Origin of the sequence: Acinetobacter sp. WU_MDCI_Abxb74, from assembly GCF_025513915.1 — a bacterium.
Taxonomy (GTDB): Bacteria; Pseudomonadota; Gammaproteobacteria; order Pseudomonadales; family Moraxellaceae; genus Acinetobacter; species Acinetobacter calcoaceticus_C.
The window spans coordinates 138762-163364 of record NZ_JAHPRP010000006.1 but is presented as its reverse complement, the minus strand read 5'-3'; the positions used below and the strand labels follow the sequence as shown (position 1 = coordinate 163364).

Annotated in this window: 18 protein-coding genes and 2 tRNA genes; 8 read left to right on the top strand and 12 right to left on the bottom strand. The window is 40.3% G+C overall.

Annotated features, from left to right (window positions below; genetic code table 11):
- Positions 1–7 precede the first annotated feature (7 nt).
- Both abeM and KTH84_RS12105 read right to left on the bottom strand, forming a co-directional pair.
- Positions 8–1354, bottom strand: coding sequence for a multidrug efflux MATE transporter AbeM (abeM, locus tag KTH84_RS12110; protein ID WP_262473282.1), 1347 nt, complete (start codon positions 1352–1354; stop codon positions 8–10).
- Between the two features lie 32 nt (positions 1355–1386).
- Positions 1387–1848: a DMT family transporter gene (locus tag KTH84_RS12105; protein ID WP_042894640.1), complete on the bottom strand. Its 462-nt coding sequence runs from the start codon at positions 1846–1848 to the stop codon at positions 1387–1389.
- Between the two features lie 116 nt (positions 1849–1964).
- Here KTH84_RS12105 and hemW point away from each other — a divergent pair, with 116 nt between their 5' ends.
- The gene (gene hemW / locus KTH84_RS12100; RefSeq protein WP_262473280.1) at positions 1965–3119 is read left to right on the top strand and encodes a radical SAM family heme chaperone HemW; all 1155 of its coding nucleotides are present in this window, start codon (positions 1965–1967) and stop codon (positions 3117–3119) included.
- Between the two features lie 45 nt (positions 3120–3164).
- Here the strand turns inward: hemW and KTH84_RS12095 are convergent, their stop codons facing one another.
- On the bottom strand, positions 3165–3920 hold the full coding sequence (locus KTH84_RS12095; protein ID WP_262473279.1) for an SDR family oxidoreductase: 756 nt from the start codon (positions 3918–3920) through the stop codon (positions 3165–3167).
- A gap of 112 nt (positions 3921–4032) precedes the next feature.
- Between KTH84_RS12095 and KTH84_RS12090 the strand changes: the two genes are divergently transcribed.
- Positions 4033–4929 carry a LysR family transcriptional regulator gene (locus tag KTH84_RS12090; protein WP_262473277.1) on the top strand — a complete coding sequence of 299 codons (897 nt, stop codon included), beginning with the start codon at positions 4033–4035 and terminating at the stop codon, positions 4927–4929.
- 63 nt (positions 4930–4992) lie between these two features.
- On the opposite strand, the gene KTH84_RS12085 is transcribed toward KTH84_RS12090, so the two are convergent.
- The 4 genes from KTH84_RS12085 to KTH84_RS12070 form a co-directional block, all read right to left on the bottom strand.
- Positions 4993–5068 (bottom strand) — tRNA-Lys (locus KTH84_RS12085).
- 22 nt (positions 5069–5090) lie between these two features.
- Positions 5091–5166 (bottom strand) — tRNA-Lys (locus tag KTH84_RS12080).
- Between the two features lie 184 nt (positions 5167–5350).
- On the bottom strand, positions 5351–7192 hold the full coding sequence (locus KTH84_RS12075) for a long-chain-acyl-CoA synthetase (protein ID WP_262473276.1): 1842 nt from the start codon (positions 7190–7192) through the stop codon (positions 5351–5353).
- Between the two features lie 191 nt (positions 7193–7383).
- Positions 7384–10734 (bottom strand): Rne/Rng family ribonuclease, encoded by a 3351-nt coding sequence (locus tag KTH84_RS12070; protein ID WP_262473275.1) that lies wholly within the window; start codon positions 10732–10734, stop codon positions 7384–7386.
- Between the two features lie 721 nt (positions 10735–11455).
- On the opposite strand from KTH84_RS12070, the gene KTH84_RS12065 reads away from it, so the two are divergent.
- The 4 genes from KTH84_RS12065 (at position 11456) to KTH84_RS12050 (ending at position 14473) form a co-directional block, all read left to right on the top strand.
- Positions 11456–12388, top strand: a complete 933-nt coding sequence (locus KTH84_RS12065) for an RluA family pseudouridine synthase (protein ID WP_075431255.1) — start codon at positions 11456–11458, stop codon at positions 12386–12388.
- Complete coding sequence (locus tag KTH84_RS12060) at positions 12385–13059, top strand: HAD-IA family hydrolase (RefSeq protein WP_133975577.1); 675 nt, start codon at positions 12385–12387, stop codon at positions 13057–13059. Before KTH84_RS12065 ends, KTH84_RS12060 begins: the two co-directional genes overlap by 4 nt.
- A 66-nt stretch (positions 13060–13125) precedes the next feature.
- Positions 13126–13818 (top strand): helix-turn-helix transcriptional regulator, encoded by a 693-nt coding sequence (locus KTH84_RS12055; protein ID WP_133975575.1) that lies wholly within the window; start codon positions 13126–13128, stop codon positions 13816–13818.
- Positions 13819–13867: 49 nt separating this feature from the next.
- On the top strand, positions 13868–14473 hold the full coding sequence (locus KTH84_RS12050) for a glutathione S-transferase family protein (protein ID WP_262473272.1): 606 nt from the start codon (positions 13868–13870) through the stop codon (positions 14471–14473).
- 56 nt (positions 14474–14529) lie between these two features.
- Here KTH84_RS12050 and KTH84_RS12045 read toward each other — a convergent pair whose 3' ends face one another.
- Both KTH84_RS12045 and hcaR read right to left on the bottom strand, forming a co-directional pair.
- A complete protein-coding gene (locus tag KTH84_RS12045; RefSeq protein WP_133975571.1) occupies positions 14530–15207 on the bottom strand; it encodes a DUF1345 domain-containing protein in 678 nt (225 codons plus the stop codon).
- Between the two features lie 255 nt (positions 15208–15462).
- On the bottom strand, positions 15463–16368 hold the full coding sequence (gene hcaR / locus KTH84_RS12040; RefSeq protein WP_042894661.1) for a DNA-binding transcriptional regulator HcaR: 906 nt from the start codon (positions 16366–16368) through the stop codon (positions 15463–15465).
- Between the two features lie 657 nt (positions 16369–17025).
- Between hcaR and KTH84_RS12035 the strand changes: the two genes are divergently transcribed.
- Positions 17026–18078 (top strand): MBL fold metallo-hydrolase, encoded by a 1053-nt coding sequence (locus KTH84_RS12035; protein ID WP_262473270.1) that lies wholly within the window; start codon positions 17026–17028, stop codon positions 18076–18078.
- A 71-nt stretch (positions 18079–18149) separates the two neighbouring features.
- On the opposite strand, the gene katG is transcribed toward KTH84_RS12035, so the two are convergent.
- The 3 genes from katG to KTH84_RS12020 form a co-directional block, all read right to left on the bottom strand.
- Positions 18150–20306 (bottom strand): catalase/peroxidase HPI, encoded by a 2157-nt coding sequence (gene katG, locus KTH84_RS12030; RefSeq protein WP_262473268.1) that lies wholly within the window; start codon positions 20304–20306, stop codon positions 18150–18152.
- A 528-nt stretch (positions 20307–20834) separates the two neighbouring features.
- On the bottom strand, positions 20835–23129 hold the full coding sequence (gene ptsP, locus KTH84_RS12025) for a phosphoenolpyruvate--protein phosphotransferase (protein WP_042894667.1): 2295 nt from the start codon (positions 23127–23129) through the stop codon (positions 20835–20837).
- Positions 23130–23214: 85 nt separating this feature from the next.
- Positions 23215–23700, bottom strand: a complete 486-nt coding sequence (locus KTH84_RS12020) for an RNA pyrophosphohydrolase (RefSeq protein WP_133975565.1) — start codon at positions 23698–23700, stop codon at positions 23215–23217.
- Between the two features lie 182 nt (positions 23701–23882).
- Here KTH84_RS12020 and KTH84_RS12015 point away from each other — a divergent pair, with 182 nt between their 5' ends.
- On the top strand, positions 23883–24533 hold the full coding sequence (locus tag KTH84_RS12015) for an HAD family hydrolase (protein WP_262473267.1): 651 nt from the start codon (positions 23883–23885) through the stop codon (positions 24531–24533).
- Positions 24534–24603 lie beyond the last annotated feature (70 nt).

Below are 24603 nucleotides of genomic sequence, written 5' to 3'. Positions count from 1 at the left end.
TTTTTTATTAGGTTTGGCTTAAACGTTTGGTGTTTAAATAGAGCCTTGAAAGTAATAACACACAGGCAATGCTTAAACCAATAATCAAGCCTAGCCATACACCAGCTACGCCCCAATGAGTATAACGTGCTAAATAAAGTCCAATAGGGAAAGCAATCACCCAATATGCCATGAGTGTAATCCACATCGGTGCTTGAGTATCTTGCATGCCTCTTAAACAACCTGCGGCACTCACTTGCAATGCATCCATCAATTGATATGCCATTGCAAACCAGAGTAAATACATCGCAACAGGAGCTACGGTTAAGTCTTGAGTATAAATCGAGATAATTTGTTCACGGCATAGAGCAATAAAAGTCATGGTTAATATGGCAAAAAATATTGCTGTGCTGAGACCAATCTTTTGTACCTGATACATTGCAGCCCAGTTCTTTTCACCATAATAAGTACCGACACGGATGGTTAAGGCAATGGCTAGTGAAAGCGGAATCATAAACAGCACAGAGGTAACGGAAATTGCGACTTGATGTGCAGCAATAAACACTTCACCAAGTGGGCTAAGTACCAATGCACCTGTACTAAAAATACTAATCTCAAAGAACACAGCTAAACCGATTGGTAGACCAAGCTGTAAAATTCTTTTAACCCAAGCCATATTAATTTTATCAAATCGGCCAAAAATAGACGTGTTTCGATAAGCTGAGGCTTTATAAATATAGCCAGCTAATATAATCAGCATGAGCCATTGTAAAATGGATGTTGCAAAACCACAGCCCGCGCTACCTAACGCAGGTATTGGTCCTAATCCATGCATAAAGATCATGTTAAGAGGGATCAACACAACTAAAGCTAACATGCTAATAGCTGTGACAGGGCGTGGATGGCCTAATGCCTCTGAATAGCCACGTAGCGCTGCGTACATGGTCACAGCTGGCATACCTAAGCCAATTGCATGCAAGAATAGGCTTGCTTTAGGTCGTAAGCTCTCTGGTACACCGAACACGTGTAAGAAAAAAGGCATAAGCTGCAAAATGAGCATTGCCAGTACACCTAAAATGACAGCAACCCATAATGACTGACGAACAACGACAGGAATCTGCTCTGTATTTCTTGCGCCTTTTGCTTCGGCTACCAAGGGTGTAGTTGCAATCATAATGCCGCTGAACAGAAGCATGATTGGAACCCATAAACCGACCCCTACAGCAATTGCTGCTAAGTCGGTTGCGGATAAATGGCCCGCCATAATGGTATCAATTAACCCAAAGCCTGCTTGAGCAAACTGGGTAATTAAAATCGGTAGCATTAAGTGGAAGAGTTGTTTTAATTCAGACCGAAAAGACGTGACATTCGACACAAAAGGTACTCTTTATCAATATACAAATGAAGCTACCGTTGCAAAGTGAGTAAAACACCGACAAAAATGATGATCCCACCAAGAAACCGTTGCCATGTAACAGGTGTCTTTTCTGTACCTAACCAGCCAAAGTGGTCAAGTAACATAGAAATAACGATTTGCCCAAAAACGACTAGCCCTGTAAAGGTTAAAAAACCAAGTTTAGGTGCAGTATAAATGCTCATGCTAATTGCATAAACCCCAAGAAATCCTCCAGTCCAAAGAAGCCAAGGAATATTGGATATTTCACTTAAAGTGGGTTTCTCGGCGCTTTGAAAGAAAACCATAATAGCCAAAACAATAGTTCCCACAAAAAATGATAAGAGCGCTGCTTGTAATGGCGAGTGTAATTGTTCTCTGAGCTGTGCATTAATAGCAGTTTGAAAAGCCATGGCAACACCAATTCCCATAGCTAGGGGTAAAAACAGGAAGAGTTGACTAGAGAATTTCATCATTTTTATCAGTATTTAAGTATGTTTAAAATTAGTCTAAAGCAATTAAGGTATGTTTTCATAAGCCCATTGATGCAGTCATGTTAAAATAGAAATATTGTGTAAATTGGGCTTGCTCCTTGGCTGTATTAAATCCTGCTTCTATTCCTTTATCTTTATATATCCACATGCCTTGGTGCGTGCGTAAATGTCCATATTGTGACTTTAACTCGCATGCTGTACCAGACGGAGCACTTTCGTCAGAACTCGAACAAACCTATTTAAAAGCGTTGGTCGCCGATTTTGAAACTCAATTAGAAATGGCACAGGGGCGTTCAATTCACAGTGTATTTATTGGTGGTGGTACTCCTTCACTGATTTCGGCACAGGGTTACGTGTGGCTGTTTGAACAGCTTAAGTCGCTACTTAAATTTGAAGATGGCTGTGAAATTACCTTAGAAGCCAACCCTGGAACAGTAGAGCATGACCCGTTTGCAGGATATTTAGAAGCTGGTATTAACCGCTTGTCTATTGGCGTACAGAGTTTTAATACCGATCATTTGCAAAAGCTTGGTCGTATTCATTCAGCAAATAATGCAATCGATGCGATTCAACAGGCAAAGCAAGCTGGCTTTAAGCGGGTGAACGTCGATTTAATGCATGGTTTGCCTGAGCAAACGCTAGAGCAGGCACTTTATGATTTAAAAGTTGCTGTAGAGAATGGGGCAACTCATATTAGTTGGTATCAACTTACTATTGAACCTAATACGGTTTTCTTCCGTACTCAGCCCGTTTTGCCGCAAGATGAAATGCTAGAAGACATTCAAGAGCAGGGTGAGGCATATCTTAAAGCAAATGGTTTTATAAACTATGAAGTGTCAGCTTGGCGTAAAGAGCAGCCTTCCGCCCATAATTTAAATTATTGGGATTTTGGTGATTATCTTGCGATTGGGGCTGGTGCTCATGGCAAAGGTACACGACCAGATGGGGTATATCGTTTCCAAAAAACTCGTTTGCCGAAAGACTATTTAGCCAAGGTTCCAGCTGAACATTTGCAAATGAAAAAGATTGAGGCAGCAGAGTTACCTTTTGAATTTATGATGAATGCTTTGCGTTTAAATGATGGGGTAAAAGCTGAGTTATACGAACAGCGTACAGGCTTAAGCTTAGATAGCATAAATGACGTACTAACATCGCTGCGAGCTAGAAAACTCTTGGTAGAGGACAACTCTCGTTTAGCTTGTACAGAGCAGGGGCATATTTTCTTAAACTCAGTGCTTGAAGAATTCTTATAATTAAGCAAAGCAAAACCCGCATCATAAGATGCGGTTTGTTTTATTTTAGCGAGTCGTATAACCGCCGTTTGCAAAAATTGTTTGGCCGGTAATCCACCAACCATCTGTGACCAAGAAACGGATTAAAGGCTCAATATCTTCAATTTTGGTGAGCCCACCTAAAGCTGAAGCTGATTTATGGTAAGCGACTGCTTCGGCAGATTCTTGTCCATAAAAGAAAGGTGTATCCATAGGACCCGGTGCAACAGCAGTCACAGAAATCTGACGGTCTCCAAATTCTTTTGATGCAGCGCGAGTGTAATGCTCAACAGGCGCTTTTAAGCCTTCATAGGTTGAATACAGCCCAGTGTAAGCTGCAAGAAGCGAAGTAACGATTGAACAGATTTTTCCGCCATCATTTAAATGACGACCAGCCGATTGAATAAAGAAATAGGCGATTTTTGAGTTGATATCACTCATGCTATCAAACTCTTGCTCGGTGGTTTCCAAGAAAGATTTTTTCAAAACCTTCCCAACTGTATTAATGGCAATATCAATTCCACCAAAATGTTGCTTAGTGCCTATAAAGAGTTTTTCAATATTATCAATATGGGTTAAGTCTGCCTGAATTAAAACGGCATCTACACCCAGTGCTTTTACATCTGCCAAGGTTTGTTCTGCATCAGCCTGAGTTTCCGAACTATTGTAGTGAATTGCGATTTTTGCACCTTGCTCTGCAAATTTACGGCTAATGAGTCCACCTAAGTTTTTTGCACCGCCTGTAATCAGTACAACTTTATCTTTGAGAGTATGAGTTGTCATGATGATTGTTCCTATGATGACTTGTTCTAATGTATTTTTAGTCTAGATTGGCGGTAATTTTTGATCAATTATGCTAGTTTGGTTTAACTATTCAGAAAATACGAACAATTAAATGGATCGGTTGCAGCAATTTTTTATTTTTACAGAAGTCGCTAAACGACAAAGTTTTAGTGAAGTGGCAAATCAGCTTGATTTACCTCGTTCGACAGTGACGAGTGCAATTCAGCAACTTGAAACGCACTATGGTGTTCGGCTATTTCATCGGACCACGCGCAAAGTAAGTCTCACTCAAGATGGACAAAGAATATTGCCCGAATGTCAAAATCTATTATTTGACTATGAACAGCTCGAACAACTCATACAGACGCAAAAGCAGCATTACCGTGGCACGCTAAAAGTTTCAATGCCTAGCCGAATCGTGCATCAAGTCATTATTCCTGAACTTCCCGATTTTTATAGCCGCTATCCAGATATTCATTTACAACTGAATAGCTCTGATGACATCACTGACTTGATCGAGAAAGGGATTGACTGCGTTGTTCGGGTGGGGCAGTTAGATAGTAGTAGTTTGATTGCGAAGTTCGTTGGCAACTTGATTATGGTGAACTGTGCAAGTCCCAATTATCTGGAACAGTACGGTATGCCTGAGCAATTAGAAGATCTATCTCAGCACAAACTCGTTAATTACGCAGGAGCCGTAGGGGAAAAACAAGGCGTATTTTTATATCAAGATGGAACAGTAATGATGGATAGTGCTTTGAGTGTAAATAATACAGAAGCTTATGTCGCAGCGGCTTGTGCTGGCTTAGGGATTATTCAACTTCCATACTATGATGTTCAGGATAAAATAGAGCAAGGAACTCTGATTGAAGTGCTAAGTGCACATACGCCTCAATCTTTGCCACTCAATATTTTATATCCGAACCGAAGTTATATTCCTAAACGTTTAGAAATCTTTATGAATTGGGTTAAAGACGTTTTATATAAGAAATGCATCGTCATCTTTTAGTCATGAAATTAAAATAAGATAACAATAAAAAAAGCCTCTCGCAGTGAGAGGCTTTTTAGAATTTGGTGGGTCGTCCGCGATTCGAACGCGGGACCAACGGATTAAAAGTCCGCTGCTCTACCAGCTGAGCTAACGACCCAAATAGGTTCAAAACAGATAAGTGGTGGGTCGTCCGCGATTCGAACGCGGGACCAACGGATTAAAAGTCCGCTGCTCTACCAGCTGAGCTAACGACCCTGAACAAACATTCAAACACTGTTTGAATGTGAAGTGCAAGATAACTAAAAGTTTTCTAACACCACCTTTGTTTTGATGTCGCGTATTTTAGCAAGTTATTCAACTAACACAAGAGGTAAATCAAAAACATTTGCATGATTGCCTATAAAAAGCACGATTTTCTCTTGTTTAGCTAAAAAATGAACTAAAAACGATATTTATATGCCTGAATGTTGTCAAAAATCTCAGTTGTGACATCACAATAGCTGTTCGCACCAGGTAATAAAGCGAGTAAACGTTCAGAAGTTTTGCCTGGATTAAACGAATCTTCCTTCAATTTATTCTTTTGATATTTAAAAGTACCTGTTGTTTCAACTTTAGCTTGCACACGTAAAAACACGGGTACTGCGTAAGCCGGTAGGCATTTTTTAAATATAGTGACCATTTCTGTTAAATCAGACTCATTTAATTCGGCACCATCAGCAAGTGTGATTGCTGCCATACCAGCACGACCATTGGTATTTGGAATTTCTACACCATAGACCACCGCTTCAGCGATCTTGTCATATTCACAAACCATGTTCTCAACTTCAGTCGTAGATACATTTTCGCCTTTCCAACGGAAAGTATCTCCTAAGCGGTCAACAAACTGGGCATGACGGAAACCAATATTACGAACAAGATCACCTGTGTTGAAATATGAGTCACCTTTTTTAAAGATATCTTTCATAATCACAGATTTATTCTTTTCTGGGTCTGTATAGCCGTCAAAAGGCGAACGACTGGTAATTTTACCAACTAGCAAACCGATTTCACCTGCTTTAACTTTTTTACACCAGCCATTTTTATCGCGTACAGGCTCATTCTTTTCTTTATCAAACTGAATGACCGCGTAGGGCATAGGAGAGAAGCCTACGGTATTATTGAAATTGAAAATATTACTAAATCCGACATTGCCTTCACTTGATGCATAAAGCTCAAGAACTTCTTGAACACCAAAACGTTGTTTGAACTTATCCCAGATGTTTGGACGCATGCCATTGCCGATCATTTTGGTTACACGGTGAGCACGGTCAATTTCTGTAGTAGGAGCGTCCATTAAGTAGCGACAAAGCTCTCCTACATATCCAATTGCAGAGGCATTAAATTTCTGAACATCTTTCCAGAAAGCACTGGTTGAATATTTACGTCGAATTGCAAGGGTAGAACTTCCTGCAATCACTCCACACCAGCAAACGACGACACCCGTTGCATGATACAGCGGTAAAGTTACATACATCACATCATCTGGGCCAAGATTTAAAATGTGGCCATAGGTGCCATATGCGAGCGTCCAGCGACTGTGTTTGAAAATAACAGCCTTTGGTAAGCCAGTAGTGCCTGAGGTATAAATATAAAACAGGCCATCGCTCCCATGAACAGACTGGGTAGTCGATGGGTTAAATTTTGGAAATTGATCAATTTCTATTGCAAGATTGGCATAACCTTGAGGCGCTGTTCCTGCATCTTGACGTGTAGCCTGATCTGCAAACCAATGAAAACGGTCTTTAGGAACATTGAGGTCCTGACGAATTTCATCAATTACCGCCCGAACTTCTTCACCTGCAATGACGGCAATTGGTTTGACAAGATTAATACTATGAGCGAGGACCTTACCTACTTGAGAGGTATTAACAAGCGCAATAGTTACCCCAATTTTAGCTAAGCCTACAATCGTGGCAATAAGTTCAGAACGGTTCTCAACCATTACTGCAATCACGTCACCTTTACGTGCGCCAAGAGAGAGATAGTAATGAGAAATCTGGTTAGCCCATTCGTTTAAAGCTTCATATGAGTAACTTTGATCTTCAAATAATAATGCAATACCTTGCGGATTTCGCTTAACAGCTTTTTCAAAAGCCACACCTAATCCCGTTGGTGTATTTGCTGTTCTTAAGTAAGCCTGTTTAAGACCATTCAGGATATGGGGTACCTTGGGGATGAAGCTAGGAAGTCTTGTTGCAACATCACCAAGCGTAATGATATCGGTCTGTGTTGTCTGGCTCATATCAATCCTATTTATTTTTCGATCAATCCAAAAAAGGTTGCGTTGGCAAAAGTACAGTATTTTTCATGGTTCACCATGCTTTTAAAACTTTTCTTCTAGTGCAATCAACCTAATTGGTTAAAAATAACAAAAAAAACCTAGTCATCGAAATGACTAGGTTTGTTTAAATTAGCTGCAATTGAGCAAATGATTTACTCAGCTACAGGATTTGCTTTCTTTGGTGGACGACCACGAGGACGACGGGGAGGACGATTTGGTTTGTCCAGATCAGCCTTAGAATCTTCTGATTCAACCTCTGCATTAGCTTCTACTGGTGCTACAGCTTGTTCAGTGGCTGCTTTGGCTTTTGCTCTCGGTTGTTTCACAGCCGGAGCTTCAACCACAGTTGTTGCTGGTGTTTCTTCTACGCTTGTTTCACTTTGCGCTACTTCAGTTACCTGATCAAGCTCAAGCGGTTGTTGTTTTGACTCAACAGGTGCTTGCGTTTCAGCAACAGGAGTAACAACAGTTTCTTCAACAACTGGAGCTACGGGAGCAGCTTCTTCTGGTGCAGAGTGTTGTTGTTTAACTTGCTCAAAAGCTTGTTCAGCAGCAAGTTTTGCTAAACGACGACGCTCACGTGGATCATTCGCAACACGTGGTGTCGACTCTTTTTGTGGCGTCAATGCAAGTACAGGCGCAGGCTCTGCTTCTTGTGATGGTTTGTTGCCTGGAAGCTCTGCATCACGAGTAACAGGCTTCTTGTCTTCAGCATCAGACGCGACTTCTGTTACTAGAGTGCTTGCGTACTGTTCGGCAAATTTCAGCAATGCACGATTAAACGTTGGAACTAAACCAAACTGTTCAATCAATACTGTGCAGTCTTCACCATAAACATGACGAATCAAGCTACCAATTGTGTATTGCGCCAAAGTTGGAATTTGCGATGGGGCAATAGACGGTACCGCAGCTTTAGCACGTTTTGCGTTGCGTTGTTCACGGCGACGCATGCGAGGGTCATTACTCGCACGTTGAATTTGCGGTTGATTTTTGTTGTCTGCCGAAGGAGGAGTAGTTTCTTTTGCTTCAGCAGTTACTACCTCTTCTACAACAGCAACAGGTGCTGGAGCCGACTCTTGAACGACTTCAACAACAGGTGCTGTTTCAGTACGTTTTTTAACAGGCTGCTCAGGAGTTAAAGCGATAATTTCGCTTTGTGCCTGATCAACATTAATCACTAAGGCTGTATTCATGACTTCATGCTTTGGAGCATCAATCAGATTAACCTTAACTTGTTTCTCATCAACAATTACTGGTGCCGCCGGCGCATTTTGATTTTCATTCAATACGCTTGGATCGCGGTGGCGATTTGGACGATTCGGACGTTGTTGATTATTACGGTCACGACGCGGCACGACATTTTCAGTTTGTTGTCCATCATTTTGATGCTGTGGATGTGGCTGATCAGTGTGCGGACGTTTTTGTTGACGTTTTAACTCACGTTGTTCTTGACGTGATAACTGTACAACTTCTTCATGAACCTGTTGTGGTTGCTGCTGCTGTTGTGGCTCTTGAGTATGGTGATGTTGTTCACGTTGCTCTTTGTGCTTACGTTTTTTGTTGTTTGGACGTTGTTGTACTTTCTCGTCTTTTTCAACATTCTCACGAACTTCCTGTTTAGCAGGAGATTGCGAAATATAAGCATTGTTAGATGGCGCCGAAACAACTTCAGCAACTGCCGGTACTACAACTTGTCCAAACTGGCCACGGCTTACAGCGCCAGTATTCACCATTTGTTCAATTGTCGCAGCAGCATTTTGAGCCGAGCGAGATTGGTCAACAGTTTTAGCTTGTTTTTGAACAAAAAGATTCTCTAACCATGCACAAGGGCTTGCTGCTTTTTGAGTGCTTGGTTGAGCAGCAGAAGGTTGAGCTGATGATTGATTTACTTTCTTTTGAGCAGTGGCGTTGTTTGCAGCAGGAGCTGCATGAGCATGGCCATGATCTGCTTCTTCTAAATGCCATTCAGAAGATTCATAACCTAACTCTTTCTCGCTTGAACGAGTTGCTTCAGTACGCTCATAGCTAGATGGTGCAAAGCCATCTGGATTGTACTGAATTTCATAGTGAGGTGTTTCTAAGTGTGGGTGAGGTAAAATCGTCACACGAACACTAGAGGTTTGCTCTAAATAAACAAGGCTATGTCGTTTTTCATTGAGTAAGAACGCTGCAATTTCAACAGGAACTTCTACTTGTACTTCACCATGACGTTCACGAAGTGCAATTTCTTCGACTTTACGCATAATTGAAAGCGAAAGTGAACGTAAGTCACGGACCATACCTGTGCCATGACAGCGTGGGCAAACATATCCGGTTGCTTCTTCAAGTGATGGGCGTAAGCGTTGACGGCTCATTTCCATTAAACCAAAACGAGATAATTGGCCAAATTGGATGCGCGCACGGTCGCTTTGTGTTGCTTCACGAAGTTTTGCTTCAACCATGCGTTGGTTGCGTTCTTTAGTCATGTCAATAAAGTCGATCACAACTAAACCGCCAATGTCACGAAGACGAAGTTGGCGAGCAATTTCTTCTGCTGCTTCTAGGTTTGTATTTAGTGCAGTTTCTTCAACGTCATGTCCACGAGTCGATTTCGCAGAGTTAATATCGATTGAAACTAAAGCTTCAGTCTGATCAATTACGATTGAACCACCAGAAGGAAGTTTTACTTCACGCTCGTAAGCAGTTTGAATCTGGCTTTCAATACCAAAATGTGCAAACAATGGCTCATTTAAAGTATAAGTTTTAAGCTTGTCTAATTGACGAGGCATTACTGCTTTAACAAAGTTATAAGCTTCGTTATAGGCCTGTTCACTATCAATTAAAATTTCTGCAACGTCATCACGTAAGTAATCGCGAATAGCACGAGTTACTACACCAGCTTCTTGGTGAACAAGCATTGGAGACGGGCCAGAACTTGCTGTGCCTTGGATTTGTGTCCAAAGATCAAGCAAGTGCTGTAAATCTAGCTGTAACTCTTCTTGAGTACGGCCAATACCTGCGGTACGCACAATAACGCTCATGCCACGAGGTAAATTTAAAGAAGCTAAAATTTCTTTTAATTCTTCACGTACAGAACCTGAAATTTGACGGCTAATACCACCGCCTTTCGGGTTGTTTGGCATAAGAACCAAATAACGTCCTGCAAGTGAAATGAATGTAGAAAGGGCAGCGCCTTTATTACCACGTTCTTCTTTTTCAACCTGAACAAGTAATTCAGTACCTTCAGTGATGAGCTCACGAATGTTTGAAGTTTGTCGCGGGTCTGCCTGGAAATAGCTGTTCGCAATTTCACGCATAGACAAAAAGCCTTGACGGCCTGCGCCATATTCGACAAACACAGCTTCTAAAGAAGGTTCTACGCGGGTTACATGGCCTTTATAGATATTGGATTTTTTCTGTTCTCGGGTACGATTTTCTAAATCAAAATCGTAAAGACGATTACCAGTGATAAGTGCAACGCGGACTTCTTCTGCGTGAGTTGCATTAATCAACATACGTTTCATGGGTGTGACACCTAATAGTGACCCACACAAACATATCGCACAAACTTAAAGGTTCTGAACGAACATCGAACATGACGGATCATTTCCCAGATCTCAAAATATTTGTGGTCTGAGTCATCTGTTACCGGCTACATTTAGCCTGAACTTCGATTCTCGTCTGTGATGTAGGCAATACTGCTTCAACCTTTAAATCGGATTTCCTTAGTGCTTCACTGGCGGGTGAGCGGTACATTGGTTAATGACTTTCACTGTCATTGTGCGCGAAGTGACTTCTTTTTAGAAGTTTGATACGGAATGTTCATCGTATCGGTGCTTTCGGCAGTTCCAATGCATCAACGCTTTAGCCTGAAGGCAACATTAAGGAGCGATTTGTCTGATGTGTATCAGTTTACGTTCCATAACCAACTAGAGTTGGTAACATATTTTTTTGAACAAACTGAATTAAACGCAACAGTTTGTCATTTTGCCGATATAATAAGCCTTCGGCGTCGGCATAATTCTTTAGGACCTATCCGAGCTGATGGTGAAAGCATCATTTTGATTGAGGTTTCAATCAGGGAAATTCCCTATTAGATGTTCACTTACGGCGGTATCCGTGCGCTGACTATATCAAACCTTGCAGCATCTGCCTATGGGCTAAGCTTAGATTTCTTGTGAAAAAACTAAGCTAAACGGTCATTTATTAATCAAATTTAGCAAAATTTCAGGTTTAAATATTAGTATGAATTCTACACAGCAATGGCAAAGTGTCACTTGGTTTGAGGTGGATGAACATCAAGCAGGACAACGAATTGATAATTTCCTGTTCTCGCGCTTAAAAGGTGTACCTAAAAGTCGTATTTATCGTTTGATTCGTGAAAGTCAGGTTCGAGTAAATAAAAAACGTGTTAAAGCTGAGACTAAACTTGAGATTGGCGATCAGATTCGTGTTGCTCCAATTCGTTATGAACAAAAAGATGAAACAGCCGCTCCTGTCAGTGACAATGTAGCACAAAGCTTATTAAGCCGTATTGTTTATGAAGACGAAGGGCTATTAGTTGTCAATAAACCTTCAGGTATTGCTGTCCATGGTGGCAGTGGTATGGCATATGGTTTGATTGAGGCACTACGTGCAGCGACTGGCAAAAAATATTTAGAACTTATTCATCGTATTGACCGTGATACTTCAGGCCTGGTCATGATTAGTAAAAAACGAAGCACATTAAAACAACTACAAGATATGTTGCGTGAGCACAAAATTCGTAAAACCTATGCTGCGATTGTTAAAGGGCAGGTGAGCCTAGATAAACAACTGATTGATGCACCTTTATTGCGATATGAGTTGGCAAATGGCGAGCGTCGTGTACGTGTGACTAAAGATGGTAAACCAAGTAAAACAGAATGGGTTGTAGCAGAGCGTTTTAAAAATGCAACATTAATCCATGCGTCACCTTTGTCAGGTCGTACTCATCAGATCCGTGTGCATGGTTTAAGCATTGGGCACCCGTTGATTGGTGATGATAAATATGGGCACACTACTGTGTACACTGGCCCTGAAGCCCGCCGTCTATGCTTACATGCGATGCGTTTAGATATTCCGGGTTATCCATCGATTGAAGCGCCGTTACCAGAAGATATGACCCAGTTATTAAAGGCTTTGAGAGTGGCAAAATGAGTCTAAAAACCGAATTAGTTATTTTTGACTGGGATGGGACTTTATATAACTCTGTTGGACAGATTGTTGCGAGCTTACAACATGCTGCAGAACAACATGAATTGCCTTTAACCAATGAAGCAGCAAAAAGCATTATTGGTTTAGGCTTGCCCGAAGTTATGCAAACCTTATTCCCAGAAGCACCTGAGTTACATGATTCAATTTTAAAAGCATATGGCGATCACTATATTGCCAATTCTACAAATGACGCATGGTTCGATGGTGTTGCTGAGCTATTACATGATTTAAAGGCTCAAGGTTTAAAACTTGCAGTTGCAACGGGTAAAAACCGTCGTGGGTTAGATCGCGTAATCGCAAAAACACAGAGTACTCATCTTTTTGATGTGACTCGAGCAGCCAATGAAACTCGATCGAAACCCGATCCACTCATGTTGCAAGAAATCTTAACAGTCACTGGAGTGAGTGTTGAGCGTGCTGTAATGATTGGTGATAGTAGCTATGACCTTGAGATGGCCCAGCGTTTAAACATGCCACGAATTGGTGTCGGTTATGGCGTTCATTCGGTTGAAGTGCTACAACAATTCAAGCCTTTAACAATTGCCAAAGATGTTAAAGAGCTTCATCGCTTCCTAAACGGTTATGCTCAGTTACCTGCTATAGATTTAGTGTAATTTAAAGCGGTACGAAGGGGGATAATTCCCCCTTATTTGAATTTAAAAAACAATAAGAAGAGAAAAATGAGTCGTTCTATTCGTCTATTAAATCTTTTACAACAACTTCGTGAAGCGCGTTATCCAATCACTGCACAAGTTCTTGCTGAGCGTATGGGAATTAGTGTGCGAAGTATCTATCGGGACATTGATAGTTTACGTGAGCAGGGTGTAGAAATTGAGGCATCGGCAGGTATAGGTTTTCAGCTTAAAGAAGATATTGTATTGCCACCAATGTCGCTCAATGAAAATGAAGTCGAAGCTATTTTTTTGGCGCTGTATTGGTTGAAGAGTGTGCCAGATCAATCGTTACAATCGGCATCTACATCAGTATTAGCTAAATTGAATTCTGTTTTACCCGAACATCGCCAATATTTATTACAGCAAACGACCTTAAGAGCGTTTAATACATGGCTACCAGTAGATGAAAATCGAGTCGAACAAGTACGTTTAGCCATTCGGCAGCAAGTCAAAATTTCGATGCATTATCATGATGAACAGCAACGAAGTAGTGTTCGAACCTTGTGGCCTTTTGCATTGGGATATTTTAATGACAAAATTGTGTTGGCTGCGTGGTGTGAACTCAGGCAGGATTTTCGACATTTTAGAATAGATCGCATTCAACAGCTGAGTTTAAGCCAAGAATTATACCCATCATTTAAGCAACAACTATTTCAGCAGTGGTGGGCGCAAGAATCGCAGACTACTGACAAAAACTGACAAAGAGGTTTTGTAGACTAGGACCCACGATAAACAAGGAGCCATAAAAATGAGCCTTAAACTTTATACTAACAAAGAGTCACGTGGTGTTGTGGTCGACTGGCTTTTAGTCGAATTAGGTGTTGAATGTGAACGTATTGAAGTCGCATATAAGACCGAAATGAAATCATCAGAATATCTAAAAATTAATCCTTTTGGAAAAGTACCCGTATTGGTAGATGGCGATGTTGTTGTTTATGAGTTAGGTGCAATCTGTGCATATTTAGCCGATAAATTTTTCGACAAAGGTTTAGCTCCTGCATTGGATGACCCTAAACGTGGTTTGTATTATCGCTGGTTATTTGTGATGGCGGGTCCATGGGAAGCTGCGGGTGTTGATAAAGCCCTCGGAATAGAGGTATCTCCTGAGCAAAAAATATTTGTGGGTTATGGTGACTATAACGATGCTTACCAAGCTTTAGTGCAGGGGCTTAGTGAAGCTAACCCATATGTATGTGGTGAACAGTTTACGGCTGCCGATGTCAGTGTTGGAGCAATGCTATTATGGCAGTTGAAAATGGGGGCGATTGAATCACATCCAGCCATTACGCGTTATGTTGAAACCATTAAGCAACGCGAAAATTTGCAAGCGTTAGGGGCGGTGTTCTCCAGCTAAGCTTTTAAGTAAAAAGTCATCCATTTGGATGACTTTTTGTTTTTATAAGTAAGAAGTTAGTTGGTCAGAAAGCCTGCAGCAACGTTAATGCAAATCGCTAAAATTGTAGTATTAAAACCAAATGACAACACGGCGTGAAATAAGTTTAAAAGCCGCATATGCTTATTGGTAATTGAAACGTCAGCAGTTTGGGCCGAAGTTCCAATAATATAACTAAAATATAAAAAGTCCGGATAGATCGGATGTTCTGTTCCGGGAAAATCTAAACCACCATTTTTTTCATTTCTAGATAAAGCCATATAAAAATCATGAGCATAATGCAGAGCAAAAACGGTATGCATAAATAGCCATGCCGAAACAATTGTTAATAATGCTAAGGCAACATGTCCTAGTTTTGCAGAACTATCGGAAGGAAGTTGTGATAGTTGAATTAGAATAGCAACCATACACATGGTTAAGGCCAGTAACACAATCAGCATGATGACCCATTTACTTTCATCTTGCTTTTTTGCTTGTTGTTGCATTTGTGAGTGATCGGCACTTTTCATGAGCTGCCAAACATGAAGTAAATATATGCTCACGGAAGTATTCCAACTTACTAATAAAATGGTTGACCATTTCCATGAGGTTAGCCAAGTCAAAATAGCTGCTGTGATAAATCCTACAAATAAAGCAATAAAGAAATGAGGGCGGTTTCGTACACTACGTCCAAAATGTTGAAATAATGCAACCATTTTCCTAATCTCCTTTTACTAGATAATAAATATATTATTTTTTATTAAATGGTGAAAATAATATCCAGTTTTATATAGATTTTATTCCAAGATTTTCAATTATATTTACTTTTACCGATTAGGTAAAATAGAACAAAAGCGCGGGCTAAACTGTTTATAAAAAGTATAAAATAAATAAAAAGATTATTTACTTATACCTTTTATAAAGGTGTTGTTATTAATCATGGGCTTAAAAATAAAATATAGCTTTCTTGATTAGGTGTGGGTTAAGTTTTTATCCAGATGGAATACTTTAGTGAGCTGGTCAATAAACTTTTGAACGCCTAAAGATTGTGAATTTTTGCGGTAATTGACAAATAAATCGAGAGTCGGTAATTCAACATCCAGTGGACGAACCACCGTATTTTTAATCCCTAAAGGTGCAACGTAGGCTGGTAAAATCGTACAACCTAACCCTGATCCCAGAGAGTTAATATTAAACAACATACTGTCCGCTTTTTGAACAATATTAAGGTCAATATTGTGTGTTTTGGCAAAGTCTAAAATAGTGTTATGTAATGTTTGTGACTGCTCGGCAGCAGGAATAATAAAGTCAACGCCTTGTAAGGCATGGACAGGAATTCGGTCATATTGAGTAAGTGGGTGATTTTTAGGAAGTAAAAAAATTAAGGGTTCAGTCAAAACAAATTGGCTTTGGATGTCATCACTAAGTATATTTTCTCGGGTAAAGGTAATGTCCAACTCACCTTTTTTTAAGGCTTTAAGTTGTTCTGTATTGTTTAGGTTAGATAATTCAATGATGAGGTCGGGGTGTTGTAATCGCAAATTAGGAAGAACGTAAGGGAAAATTTTCATTTCTGCAATGGGGACAAAACCGATACGTAATAGTTGCTGTTTAGCCTTAGAAACCTGTCGTGCTAGAGCAACTGCTTTTTCAGCTTGAATAAGTGTTAAGCGGGCATGTTCTAAAAACACTACGCCTTCTTCGGTTAATTCAACTTTACGTTTTGTACGGTTTAAAAGTCGTACACCTACGTCTTCTTCTAAATCTTTAATTTGTTGGCTAAGGGAGGGCTGTGCGGTAAAAAGTTTCAGAGCAGCTTTACTAAAATTTAATTCTTCAGCAACGGTAATGAAATATCGGAGGTGGCGTAGTTCCATAAGACTAATCCAAAAAATGTCTTACTATGATTTGTGTGAAGTATAAAGCATAAAAGGATATAGCGTGAAGGTGCTTTAGGTATTTATAAAATAAATGGAATTTTAATTTTCATTAAATATTTAATATATAAATATAAGTTCTAGTAATTCATAAAATATATTAATTATGAGAGGTTAAGTACATTATTTTTAATTAATCAAAGAAATATTTAAATGTTTTAAATATTAATATGGGTGATTCTCATATTATGCAAAAATAAAGAAGAGTAAATTAAGATTATAAAATATAAATTCTGTCAGAATGAATTAACTTTAAATGTTACTAAATATTTTGTTTTATAGTCTGTCAAAGCATGTGAAGGGGGGAAAGTAAGGCCTATCAAGGCAAAAACGACTAAATCTCTGATAATTTCATGTGACTAATTATTGTTATGTTATACAAGTGCTCTTATTAAGAATGGTAATTATCGACGCATAAACCCAACACATCCATGTATTTTTTATGGCAATCTAATTCAACTTATGTTGGCTGTGACCACAATAAAAGGGATATTTATATGATAAATAAGTGCAAGTGCCATAGCTTAATTTGTTTTAATTGTTAAGATAGAAACCTGAACACATCCATTCTGCAGATGCTAAAACATAGAAAAGCCCATGAAAGACAAGCCGACATTAACATATCAATTGCCGACTCAGTCCTGTTGGACGCATACATGGATAAAACCTCCTTTTTATCATCCCGAGTCAGGGCATGAATCTGATACACGTTTTTATAACCAACACCCTAAATTGCCAGCTCGTGGCTCAAAAGAGTTATTGCGTTGGTTAGCCACTCGTGAGTCTTTCACATGGAAAGTCGATATTCAAAATGAATATGATACGCGTGTAAACACTGCTGTGGCATTACCTCAAAATCGACCTCAGGCAGATTTAGATGATTGGCAAGTTTGGTTTGTTGGGCATGCAACAGTATTGATTCAGATCGGACCTTATAACTTTATTACCGATCCGGTATGGTGTGATTATGCAAGCCCTTCACAGGGGCGTGGACCTCGTCGTGTGTGTCCTGCAGGTTTTGCGTTAGAACAATTACCGGTTATTCATGGTGTTCTACTCAGCCATAATCACTATGATCATATGGATTTGGCTACGCTTGAGTGGTTACATAAAAAATTCGCAATGCCCATTTACACGGGACTCGGAAATGGCTTTTATTTACCCAAAGAGTTTCATGTAATTGAGATGGATTGGTGGCAAGAAATTCCTTATCACGAATTAAGAATAATCTATACACCTGCACAGCATGGCTCCGGGCGTGGTCTACGCGACCAGAATAAAGCACTGTGGGGAGGCTTTTCTGTTGTGGCTAAAACTGGTCATTGTTTCTTTGCAGGGGACACCGGTTATGCGGGGCATTTTAAACAAATCCATGCACGTTATGGTGCGCCACGTGTTGCTTTGCTTCCAATCGGAGCTTATGAACCTCGCAAGTTAATGAGTTATGTTCACATGAACCCTCAAGATGCTGTGCATGCACATTTAGATTTGCAAGCTCATCGTTCTGTTGCGATTCATTATCGAACTTTCCAGTTGACCGACGAAGACCGAGAAGATCCTGAACATGCTTTAATGCAGGCGATTAAAGCGTCATCGAAACTTGCGAGTCCTTTTTATTGCATCCGCGAAGGGCATAAATTGACCGTCTAAAAGTACATCATTTTATATTTAAGTAAAAAAGCCAGTTCAATTTGAACTGGCTTTTATTATTTTGACTTCAATTAAGCTAAGTCAAAACGATCAAGATTCATGACTTTAGTCCATGCCGCTACGAAGTCTTGAACAAATTTTTCTTTACCATCTGCCTGAGCATAAACTTCTATCAGTGCACGCAAGATTGAGTTTGAACCGAAGACTAAATCATTACGTGTTGCAGTAAATTTTACTGTGCCTGTTTTACGGTCTTTGCCTTCAAATACTTCACCTGATGAATCAACAGGTGCCCATACAGTAGACATGTCGAGTAAGTTCGTAAAGAAGTCTGTGCTGAGTACACCGACCTGATGAGTGAATACGCCGTGTTGCGAACCATCCCAGTTGGTACCTAGCACACGTAAACCACCAATCAATGCAGTTAACTCTGGTGCAGTTAAAGTCAGTTGTTGTGCTTTATCAATTAACAATGCTTCAGTTGCTGCATTGATTCCTTCTTTTTTCCAATTTCTAAAACCATCGGCAAGGCCGAGGAGTAATTGGAAAGATTCGACATCAGTTTGACTTTGTAACGCATCAACACGACCAGGAGCAAATGGAATACTAATGTTGAAACCTGCCGCCTGAGCAGCTTGCTCTACACCAACGTTACCTGCTAGCACAATTAGATCAGCCAATGACAGTTGAGTTGATGCTTTGATCTCTTCAATTTTAGTTAAAGTCTCAACCGCTTTTTGGTTCACTTCCCAATCACGTTGCGGTGATAAAGCAATACGGGCGCCGTTTGCACCACCACGCTTGTCCCCACCACGGAAAGTTGACGCTGAAGCCCAACCCAGAGAAACCAACTCGCCAGCAGATAGTCCTAGCGCAACGATTTTTGCTTTTGCATCAGCAATGCTGGCAGAAGATGGGGTAGTGCTAGCAGCAGGTAATGGATCTTGCCAAATTAAATCTTCAGCAGGAACTTCTGGACCTAAATAACGTGCTTTTGGCCCCATATCACGGTGAGTTAATTTAAACCATGCACGGGCAAAAGCATTGGCGAAAGCTTGTGGGTCATTATGGAAGCGACGAGAAATCTTTTCAAACTCAGGATCAAAACGTAAGGTTAAATCTGTAGTGAGCATTGTTGGCTTACGTTTAATTGATGGGTCAAACGGATCAGGGATGATCGCTTCAGCATCTGCTGCTACCCATTGAATTGCACCAGCAGGTGAACGTTCTTGTACCCACTCGTATTTGAATAGGTTTTCAAAGAAGTAATTGCTCCATTGTGTTGGAGTCTGAGACCAAATGACTTCTAAACCTGAAGTGATGGCGTCTTTACCAACACCTGTACCAAAGCTATTTGACCAGCCAAAGCCCATTTGTTCAATTGGCGCGCCTTCCGGATCGGCCTGAACATGGTCCGCAGAGCCAGCACCGTGGGTTTTACCTAAAGTATGACCGCCTGCAATCAATGCAACAATTTCTTCGTCATCCATTGCCATGTTGCCGAAAGTCGCACGAATAAATGGTGCCGCTGATTTTGGGTCACCACTGGCTTGTGGACCTTCAGGGTTCACATAAATTAGACCCATTTCAGTTGCAGCTAGATTGCTGCCTTCCAATGCTTCAGAGTTGCGATGAGCTAACCATTCTTTTTCATCGCCCCAGTTTACATCGTTGTCTGGTTCCCAAACATCTTCACGACCTGCACCAAAACCAAAGGTGCGGAAGCCAGAAGACTCGAGTGCAATGTTACCAGCAAGAATAAATAAATCTGCCCACGATATTTTTTGACCGTATTTTTGTTTAACAGGCCATAGCAAGCGGCGTGCTTTATCTAAGCTCGCATTGTCAGGCCAACTATTTAATGGTGCAAAACGTTGCTGACCGCGACCAGCACCACCACGGCCATCGCCCATACGATATGTGCCGGCAGCATGCCATGCTAAACGAATAAATAAGCCTGTATAATTTCCCCAATCGGCTGGCCACCAATCTTGAGAATCTGTTAATACATTTTTGATATCAGCTTTGAGGGTGTAGTAGTCGAGTTTCTTAAATTCTTGACGATAATTAAAATCTTTACCGAGTGGATTAGAGCGTTCTGAATGTTGATTCAGCAGGTCAACGCGTAATTGTTTTGGCCACCAATGTAAACTAGGCGTGCCACCACCGACTGTTACTTGAGGTTTTGAGGTATGACCTGAAAAAGGACATTTTGATTCGTCTGACATGGTTATATTCTCTCTGGGTAATAATTATTGAGCTCTTGATAAAGTAGTAGGGCTCATTTTCCTGGACTTCTGGGTTAAAAACTCATGTTTATCAAATAAAGAAATGAGTAAACAAATAGTGAGAGAAACCGTTTAAAAAATTCTTTTCACTAAGATGTTAGCCCATCATTTTTATTCAATAATGCATCAGATTCCTTTAATTGTTATTCCTCCAATTTACTGGATGAAGGTTAAAAAACAAAAGGAAAAATAAGCTGAAGGTTGTAAATAATGATGCATAGAATTACCTCTTCAATTGCTGGAACAACGTAAGATCTTTTAATAACGCTCTTTAAACATAGTAAAAGTAGAAGACTTATTTTTCAAATGGATTAAAATGCAAATATTGATTTAAAAAACCGATTGAAGTTTTGTTTGAAAAAGTAGGGTCAAGTGAGAGTGAAAAGAAATTTTTTATATTTGGTTGTAATTTTAGAAGCTATTGAAAATAAATAAAGGAGAGCGTTGCTCTCCTTTATTGTTTATATATTAAACATTTACGATTCGATTTGATTTGACCATATCTGCTAAACCGTGAGTTTTAAAATAGTACTCAAGCCAGCTTTTTACAATGAGTGGATTATTCATTTTCATGACATCCTCAAGTAATTTTTGTGCGTCTGTCATTGGTACATGACAAATTGCTTTTCGTACTCGCAAAATGTTACTCGAACTCATTGAAAGGGTGTTGAAACCCATCGCCATGAGCAAAATGGCAGATAATGGATCACCTGCCATTTCACCGCAAATACTGACTGGTTTTTTGTATTCATGGCATTCTTTAACCAGACGGCTTAATGCACGAAGTATTGACGGATGAAAGTGTGAATAAACGTTTGCTACATGTGGATTATTGCGGTCAACTGCAAGTAAGTATTGTGTTAAATCGTTTGAACCAACCGAAAAGAAATCGACGAGTTCAGCAAACTCATCAATTTGTAGCAGTACGCTTGGCACCTCAACCATAATTCCGATTTTTGGCTTGTTAATTTTAACTTGTTCTTCTTCTTGCACTGCAATCCAGTCACGCTCAAGTAAATAAAGTACTTCTTCGACTTCACTTACTGTAGTGACCATTGGCAATAAAATATGCAAATTATTTAAACCAATACTTGCTTTGAGCATTGCGCGAATTTGTGACGAAAAAATCTCGGGATGATCGAGCGTGAAACGAATACCACGCCATCCTAATGCCGAGTTTTCTTCTTCAATACTGAAATAAGGAAGATCTTTATCGGCACCAATATCCAGAGTTCGCATCACCACAGGTTTATTGGCAAAGTGACTCAATTGTTGACGATAGATTGCACGTTGTTCTTCTTCACCTGGGAAACGTTCCCGTAGCATAAACGGAATTTCACTTCGATATAGACCGACGCCTTGAGCTCCGCGTTGTACACCGCGAACCACATCAATCATAAGGCCTGTGTTTACATAAAGTGGAACAGATACACCATCTGGAGTAATCGCTTCTCTTGTCTCGTATTGTTTGAGATCTTTTGCGATCTGCTCATCTTCTTTTTGAATTTCTTTATAGCGTTGGCGTAAACGGCGTGGAGGATTGACAAAAATACGGCCTTGATAGGCATCCACAATCATTTCTGCATCATCAAGCGTGTTAACTGGCAGTTCAGTTACGCCAACCACAGTTGGAATTCCTAGTGCCCGAGCCACAATCACCATATGTGAATTGGCTGCACCTTCGGATGTAACAATGGCAGCAATATTATCAACTGGTAGTTCAACTAACGCAGCCGTACTGATTTCTTCACCAATTAAAATACTGTCTGGGCTAAGCTCGCGGTGGCTAGAATCTTCTTTTTGCAAAGACGCTAAAATACGGCGACCTAAATCTTTAAGATCAGAAACTCGCTCACGTAAGTAGTCATCTTCCATTTGTGAAAATAAAGCAGTGTGCTTTTCAATCACACGGCGAACAGCCCCTTGGGCCCAATGTCCATCGCGAATAAGTTCTTTGATTTCGGCGGGTAATGCATTTTCATCAAGCATTCTTAAGAAAACGCTGAATAGGGCGCGTTCTTCTGCCATTAATGAATCATGCATTTTTTCATCTAAAGAACGAATCTCTAAGCGAACTGATGAAATGGCTTGATCTAAAATTCGAAGCTCATCACTAATATCTTCAGCTTCACGGTCAGGTACTGAACCTAAGTCGGCAGGAGGATATAAAATAATAGCTCGACCTAAAGCGACGCCACCTGCACCTGAAACACCCTGAAAGGTTTTATAGGCTGGGCCATTGCTTGGTTTGCGAAAAACATCAATATTGCCGACCGCATGGGCATGCGCAATAACACCTGAAAGTTGTGCACACAGCGTGACTAAAAATGACTCGGCGGCTTCGCTAAAATCTTGAGGAAGCTTGTTTTGTACAACTAAAACGCCCATAACCTTACGGCGATACATGACAGGTACACCAAGGAATGAGTTGTAAATTTCTTCACCTGTTTCTGGTAAATACAAGAAACGCTCATGTTTTGGTGCATTGTCAAGGTTAACAATTTCTTCGCGTTGCCCTACCAGACCGACCAAGCCTTCACCTAATTGTAGGGAAACATGGCCTACTGACTCTGGATTTAAGCCTTTTGAGGCCATTAATACATAGCGCTGATTTCGTTCATCGAGTAAATAAATAGAACAAACATCCACTTTCATGGCCTCAGCAACCTGATTGACCATAATGTCTAATGATTCATGCAAACTGACGGACGCATTTACTTCTTGGACAATGCGCCGTAGAGTGTCGAGTTGCATGTTTGACATGGATGTATACTCCAGTATTTTTTTAGACTATGAATGTATTTATAACAGCACTTTTAATAAAAATCATTTGCTAGATAAATGATTTTTAGGGTAATTGTTGCACCGGCAACTGTGTACACAACTCCACCATGGCTTTACGATAAACGTCACGCTTGAAGTTCACCACTTGTCCAAGAGGATACCAATAGCTGACCCACTGCCATTCATCGAATTCGGGCGGGTCGGAGAGGTTTAACTGAATATTTTTTGCAGACGCATTTAATTTCAGTAAAAACCATTTTTGTTTCTGTCCGATACATACGGGGTCAGAGTCTGACCGAATGTAACGATGTGGCAAACGATAACGCAACCAACCTTTGGTTTGCGCAATAATCTGGACATGTTCGGGCAATAAGCCGATTTCTTCTCTCAGTTCTCGAAAAAGTGCCTGTTCAGGGGTTTCTCCAAACTGAATGCCTCCTTGTGGAAATTGCCAAGCATTGTGACCAATGCGCTTTGCCCATAAAACCTGTCCATCATCGTTTGCCAAAATGATCCCGACGTTCGGTCGGAAACCTTCTGAATCGATCATTTGGCTACCTAAATATTGTCTATATCGTTGACTTTAATCGCGGGGACAAACACTTTTTTATGTCCAGCTCGAAAAGATCAAAGTAAAATGTTTAAATTGCTACGATCTTAACGAATTTCTATCGACTAGCGGAGATAGATTTACATTTTTTTTCTTAAATTTCAGTTTAAACGAGAATTTTCATGAAACTGGCGTTGTTTGATTTAGACCACACCTTGTTAAATACCGATTCAGACCATTCTTGGGGTGAATTTTTAGTCAATGAAGGTTTGGTTGATCCGGTTCATCATCGTCAGATGAATGATAAATTTTATGAAGATTACAAAGCAGGGCAACTTGACCCATATGCTTATAATGAGTTTGTCTTTGGATTTTTAACAAAGCACGACAATAACTACTTAACTGAGCTTCACCAGTTGTTCATGCAAAAAGTGATTCGCCCACAAATGCGTCCAAAAGGTTTTGATGCCATCAAAAAACATCAGGACTTAGGACATACGATTGTTGGAATTACTGCAACAAGTGATTTTATTACTGCGCCGATTTTTCGCGAATTTGGTATTACAGAAATTTTGGCAACCAATGCTGAAGTTGCTGAGGGGAAATATACAGGTAAAGTTGCTGGTTTAGCGTGTTATCAAAAGGGCAAGCTTGCACGTCTAGATGGGTGGTTGGAAGGTCGTAGCGTGTCTGAGTCTTGGGCTTATTCAGATTCAATTAATGATCGTTTTTTACTTGAATATGCAACTCACGCGATTGCAGTGAATCCTGATGATCGCCTTGAAAAGCTGGCTCAAGAAAATAATTGGGAAATTCAGGACTGGTCGATTTAAGATTGTGGAGTTGGAAGAGTAGCTTACAAAGCTTTGAGGTCTTCCAACTCTTAATTAATTATATTTAAAA